We start from the raw sequence: 5,189 nt of genomic DNA, 5'->3' as shown, positions 1-5,189 counted from the left end.
GCGCCACTTCGATACCGACTCGCGTTGAACCAGAGCAGCACATGGGAGCAGACATGGCTTCACCCTCGGACGCCAACCCGTCCAACGGAAACACCCCCGAGCAGCCGGAAAGCGGTTCCGCACCCGAGACCGCCGAGGGTCCCGAAAGACGCGGTCAGGTCCGACTGCGCCGTGCCGCGGTGATGGCGGTGCCGGCCACGCTGATCGCCGCGACGCTCGCGGTGCTCACCGCGCAGGGCGCCCTGGGGGTGCAGTTCTCCATCTCCGGGATGCCGTTCACGGTCACTGCCAAGTCGATGGACGGCACCGGCTTCGAGCAGTTCGGCGACCTCGACAACATGATCCCGAACAGCCCGAACGCGGGCGACACCGGCGGCCAGGAACTGATCATCACCTCCGCCATCAAGAACGCCACGCTCGACAGCCTGTGCCAGAGCGTCGACCTCGGCGGCATCAACCTGCTCATCAAGGCGGGCAGCGGGGCGACGAAGGTGACGGCGACCGACCTGACCACCGACTCGACCGAGATGTCGGGCAACGCGTCCTTCAACAACATCGAGATCGGCAACGACGCCAGCACGCTCAACAAGGCGGGCGTGCAGGGCAAGAAGGGTGTCTTCAGCCAGCAGGCCGACACCGTGCACATCGACAACCTGCGGCAGACCAACTACGCCACCACGGCGGGCGTGTTCAAGCTGCCGGGTCTCAAGCTCAGCTTCAGCGACTCGGGTTGCTGATGGCGGAGAACCTGCCACAGCAGGGGAGAGGGCCCGCCTTCCGGCGGTGGCGGGCCCGCCGTCCGTTCTGGGGCGGGCTGTTGCTCACCCTGGGCGGGGCGGAGATCCTGCTCACGGAGAAGGTGTCGCTGAAGGTCGCGATGCACATCGGGATGCAGGGCATGACCGGTTATCTGCTCCCGGTGATGATGCTCCTGTGCGGACTGCTGATCCTCTTCAGCCCGGGCCAGCGGCTCTTCTACTCGATCGTCGGGATCCTCTGCTCCCTGGGCAGCTGGCTCACCTCGAACCTCGGCGGCTTCTTCATCGGGCTGCTGCTGGGCATCGTGGGCAGCTGCATGACGTTCGGCTGGCTGCCGGACCAGGAGCCGCGCTCGGAGCGCAGGCGTCGTAGGCGTGAGGCGAAGACGGCCACGAAGACGGAACTCCAGCAGCAGCCCTGACCCGTCACATCGGCCCCGGCGACGGCCGGGGCTCGACGCGTTCCTCGACCGGTTGGGTACCTCGGCAGAAACCCCAACGCGCTGGCGAGAGGCCGGAGTTCGGGACCGAAGGAGTCGGTGGGGCCGGCCCGGCACCAGTTCCCCGCACAAGATCCGTCAGTGCGCGGTAGCCGGCGGCTCCGTGGAAGCGACCGCCGGGGACTCCGCCACGGCGTTCTCCTCCTTCATCGCCTTCGCCTCGCTCTTGAGGATGCGCATGGACTTGCCCAGTCCGCGTGCGGCCTCGGGGAGCTTCTTCGAGCCGAACAGCAGGATGACGACGATCGCCACGACCAGCAGGTGCCAAGGTTCCAGTCCGTTGCGGAGCATGACCTCGTCCTCCTCTTCCCTCACACGACAGTTGCTATGTTGCGCAACTGTACAACCCTCGGGTGGACCGCAGACCCCTCAGGGCCAGGGCATACACACCGAGCACGGCTGCCAGGAGGACGTAGTAAGGGAGCGCCAGGCCCGTCATGCCCAGCGGCGCGCCCAGCGGGCTCAGGGGCAGCAGCACTCCTACGGCGGCCAGCGCGGCCGCCGCCCGCCCGATCGGGCCCGCTGTACCGCCGCCGGTCCGCAGGAGCAGCATCACCAGCGCCTGGGTGAGCAGGTTCTCGGTGAACCAGGCCGAGTGGAACAGCACCTCGTCGTCGACCGCGTCCGGGCCGCGCAGCGCGAGCGCCAGCACCGCGAAGGTCGCCAGGTCCGCGACCGCGTTCAGCACCCCGAACCCCGTGATGAAGCGGAGGAACGCCCTCGGCCGCAGCACGGTCGGGCGGCGCAGCGCCTCCGCGCCGGGACGGTCGTAGGCGAAGGCCAGTTGGGCCGCGTCGAAGCAGAGGTTCTGGGCGAGCACCTGGGCCGGGAGCATCGGCAGGAACGGCAGCAGCAGGCCCGCCGCGAGCATCGCGATGACGTTGCCGAGGTTCGAGGAGAGGGTGATCCGCAGATACGAGGCGATGTTCGCGCTGCTGTGCCGCCCGGCCGTGACCGCGTGCCGGATCGCGGCGAGGTCCTTGCCGGCGAGCACGACGTCGGCGGCCTCCCGGGCCACGTCCACGGCGGCGCGGGGCGCGATACCGACGTCGGCGGCGCGCAGCGCGGGCACGTCGTTCAGCCCGTCCCCGAGAAAGCCGACCGTGTGGCCCGCCGCGCGCAGGGCGGCGACCGCGCGGGCCTTGTCCTGGGGCGTGCGACGCGCCTCGACCCGCACCTCCCCCGGCGCCAGCCCCAGCTCCCGGCACACCCGCGCAGCCGTCGCCGGATGGTCGCCCGTGAGGATCCGCACGCCGATCCCCAGGTCGGCGAGGGCCCGTAGGGCTTCCCCGGCGTCCGGGTTCAGCGCGTCGTGGAACGTCACCAACCCCCGGAAGATCAGCCCCCGTTCGTCGGCCGGGCCGTAGCCACGCGCGCGTGCGGGGCGTTCGGCGGTGGCGACCGCGAGAAGCCGCAGGCCGGACTCCGCCTCGCGCTCGGCCAGGGACAGCAGGCGCTCGCGCTCGGCCTCGTCGAGCACGCACCGCTCCAGTACGTCCTCCACCGCGCCCTTCACGATCAGCGTGTGCGTGCCGAGGGCCTCGCCCCGCACCACCGCCGTAGCGAGCCGCCGTACGGGATCGAAGGGCACGGCCCCGACCCCGTCGTGCTCCTCCCCCACCGGTCCCGCCGCCTCCAGCAGCGCCTCGTCGAGGGCGTCCGGCACGGGCGCCTCGGCGAGTTGGAGGGTCCACCACGCGGCTGTGGCGGCCAGGCGCAGGACGTCCGGGTCCTGCGCGCCGTCGGGGCCGAGGGCGCGTTCCACGACCGGGCGGTCCTGGGTGAGGGTGCCGGTCTTGTCGAGGCAGAGGACGTCCACGGCGCCGAGGTCGTGCAGCGCGGGGAGCCGCCTGACGACGACGCCGTGCGTACGGGCGAGCAGCGCGGCCCCGCGCGCGAGGCAGGTCGTCACGATCACCGGGAGCATCTCGGGCGTCAGCCCGACCGCCACCGCGACGGCGAACGGCAGCGTCGCCAGGCCCCGGCCGCGCAGTGCCGCGTTGGCCATGAGGACCAGCGGGGGCGTCAGCAACATGAACCGGATCAGCACCCAGGAGATCCCGTGCACGGAACGGTCGAACGCGCTCGCCTCCCGCCGCACCGGCCCCTCGTGCGCGGCGGCGAACCGGGTCCGCGCCCCCGTCGCCAGCACCACCGCCGTGGCACTCCCCGAGACGACACCGCTCCCCTGGAAGCAGAGATACGGCTGCGCGAAGGGGCCCTCGTCCGCCGCGCCGGGCAGTTCCACGGCGGCCTTGGCGACCGGCGCGGACTCGCCGGTGAGGGCGGCCTGGTGCACGGTCAGTCCGGTCGCGCGCAGCAGTCGTACGTCGGCGGGGACGAGGTCGCCGGGCCCGAGCCGGATCACATCGCCGGGCACCAGTTCGGCGACCGGTGTCTCCCGGGCCCGTACCGGCGCGTCCGCGTCCGTACGGCGCAGCACGCTGGCGGTGGAGCCGACCAGCTCGCGCAGGTCGTGCAGGGAGCGGTCGGCCCGGTGCTCCCCGCTCGTGCGCAGCGCACAGCTCACCGCGACCAGGGCGAGGATCACGGCGGCCGTGCCCCAGGAGGCGACGAGCGCCGAGACCAGGCCGAGGCAGAGCAGGACGGCGGTGAAGGGGTCGCGCAGGCTGCGCAGGAAGAGGCGGGGCCAGGAGGTCGTACGGCGCCCGGGAACCGTGTTCTCGCCGGTCGCCGCGAGCCGGGCCGCGGCCTCCGGGTCGGTCAGTCCGCGCGGGCCGGTGTCGAGGTGTCGCAGCACCTGGAGCGGGGTGTGCCGGTGGGCGGCGGTGTCAGAGGCCACGGAGTCGGGGGGAGGGGAGATCGGCCCGGTCGGCGCGGTCGCCGATGCGGGTGACCGCGAGCCGGACGACGTCGACCACGTCGGGGTCGTCGACGAAGTACACCTGGCGGCGGCCCTCGCGGCGGGACCTGACCAGGCCGGCGAGTTTCAGTTTGGTGAGGTGCTGGCTGACCGCGGGCAGCGCGCCGCCGACCCGCTCCGCGAGCCCGGTGACATCGCTCTCGCCCTGGGCCAGCGCCCACACGATGTGCAGCCGGGCGGGCGAGGCCAGCAGCCCGAAGGCCGCGGCGGCGTCCGCGAGCACGTCGGCGGACGGGTCCTCGAAGCCGCTGCCGGCTGCCGCCACCGTCGTCGCCTCCCGTCCCTGGCCGGTCCCGTTCGTGAACCGCCCAGTCTAGGCGGCCGGAACTTCTCCCCCGTCCGGGGAGTTTCCACGGTGCCGCAGACGCACGACGGCTCACCTGACGCACGACTTACTACATATGGAGTTCGCATGGCCCTGTGGGACCGCTTCAAGGAGTCCGCGTCGACGATGCAGACCCAGCTCGTGGCGAAGAAGAACGACCTGAAGAGCGGGGCGTTCCGCGACGCGAGCATGGCGATGTGCGCGCTCGTGGCGGCGGCCGACGGCACGGTCGACCCGTCGGAGCGGCAGCGCGTCGCCCAGCTCATCGCGAGCAACGAGGTGCTGCAGAACTTCGACGCGATGGACCTCCAGCGCCGTTTCGACGAGAACCTGAACAAGCTGACGGCCGACTTCGCCTTCGGCAAGGTCAGCGTGCTCCAGGAGATCGCGAAGGCGAAGAAGAAGCCCGCCGAGGCGCGTGCCGTGATCCAGATCGGCATCGTGATCGGCGGCGCGGACGGCGACTTCGACAAGACCGAGCAGGCCGTGGTCCGCGAGGCGTGCTTCAGCCTCGACCTGCCGCCGCACGAGTTCGACCTCTGACCTGCCGCCGACTCCCCCTCCTCGTACGGGAGTTGGAACATCCCTGACGACCTGGACCGCGGTCCGATCCACGCCCCGCCCCTCCACGGCCGGGCACCCTTCGGGAGGATCCGCCGCGGTCCTTGGCATAGGCCTTCGGCGTAACCACCCGCCCCCCGCCCGTAACTTCCTCCAGGGAC

6 protein-coding genes are annotated in these 5,189 nt (G+C 71.8%); 3 read left to right on the top strand and 3 right to left on the bottom strand.

Annotation, left to right across the window (positions count from 1 at the left end; translation table 11 throughout):
• The first annotated feature begins 53 nt into the window (after positions 1-53).
• The gene (locus AC31A1_RS46190) at positions 54-737 is read left to right on the top strand and encodes a DUF6230 family protein (RefSeq protein WP_489659060.1); all 684 of its coding nucleotides are present in this window, start codon (positions 54-56) and stop codon (positions 735-737) included.
• Positions 737-1,180, top strand: a complete 444-nt coding sequence (locus tag AC31A1_RS46185) for a DUF6114 domain-containing protein (RefSeq protein WP_489659059.1) — start codon at positions 737-739, stop codon at positions 1,178-1,180. Before AC31A1_RS46190 ends, AC31A1_RS46185 begins: the two co-directional genes overlap by 1 nt.
• Before the next feature lie 156 nt (positions 1,181-1,336).
• On the opposite strand, the gene tatA is transcribed toward AC31A1_RS46185, so the two are convergent.
• The 3 genes from tatA to AC31A1_RS46170 are packed head-to-tail and all read right to left on the bottom strand — an operon-like array spanning position 1,337 to position 4,407.
• Entirely contained in the window at positions 1,337-1,549 is a 213-nt protein-coding gene (gene tatA, locus AC31A1_RS46180; RefSeq protein WP_489659061.1) for a Sec-independent protein translocase subunit TatA, read from the bottom strand.
• Between the two features lie 34 nt (positions 1,550-1,583).
• Positions 1,584-4,061 (bottom strand): magnesium-translocating P-type ATPase, encoded by a 2,478-nt coding sequence (gene mgtA, locus AC31A1_RS46175; RefSeq protein ID WP_489659058.1) that lies wholly within the window; start codon positions 4,059-4,061, stop codon positions 1,584-1,586.
• Positions 4,051-4,407, bottom strand: coding sequence for an ArsR/SmtB family transcription factor (locus tag AC31A1_RS46170; RefSeq protein ID WP_489659057.1), 357 nt, complete (start codon positions 4,405-4,407; stop codon positions 4,051-4,053). Before AC31A1_RS46170 ends, mgtA begins: the two co-directional genes overlap by 11 nt.
• A gap of 147 nt (positions 4,408-4,554) precedes the next feature.
• On the opposite strand from AC31A1_RS46170, the gene AC31A1_RS46165 reads away from it, so the two are divergent.
• The gene (locus AC31A1_RS46165; RefSeq protein WP_019062789.1) at positions 4,555-5,010 is read left to right on the top strand and encodes a tellurite resistance TerB family protein; all 456 of its coding nucleotides are present in this window, start codon (positions 4,555-4,557) and stop codon (positions 5,008-5,010) included.
• Positions 5,011-5,189 lie beyond the last annotated feature (179 nt).

The organism is Streptomyces sp. P5F9 (assembly GCF_057961495.1).
The sequence above is the reverse complement of the archived record's forward strand: the minus strand, read 5'-3'. Positions and strand labels throughout refer to the sequence as shown.

Bases quoted from the DNA above. Each gene is read 5' to 3' on its own strand.
- AC31A1_RS46190 (WP_489659060.1), top strand. From the start codon at position 54: ATGGCTTCACCCTCGGACGCCAACCCGTCCAACGGAAACACCCCCGAG.
- AC31A1_RS46185 (WP_489659059.1), top strand. From the start codon at position 737: ATGGCGGAGAACCTGCCACAGCAGGGGAGAGGGCCCGCCTTCCGGCGG.
- tatA (WP_489659061.1), bottom strand. From the start codon at position 1,549: ATGCTCCGCAACGGACTGGAACCTTGGCACCTGCTGGTCGTGGCGATC.
- AC31A1_RS46165 (WP_019062789.1), top strand. From the start codon at position 4,555: ATGGCCCTGTGGGACCGCTTCAAGGAGTCCGCGTCGACGATGCAGACC.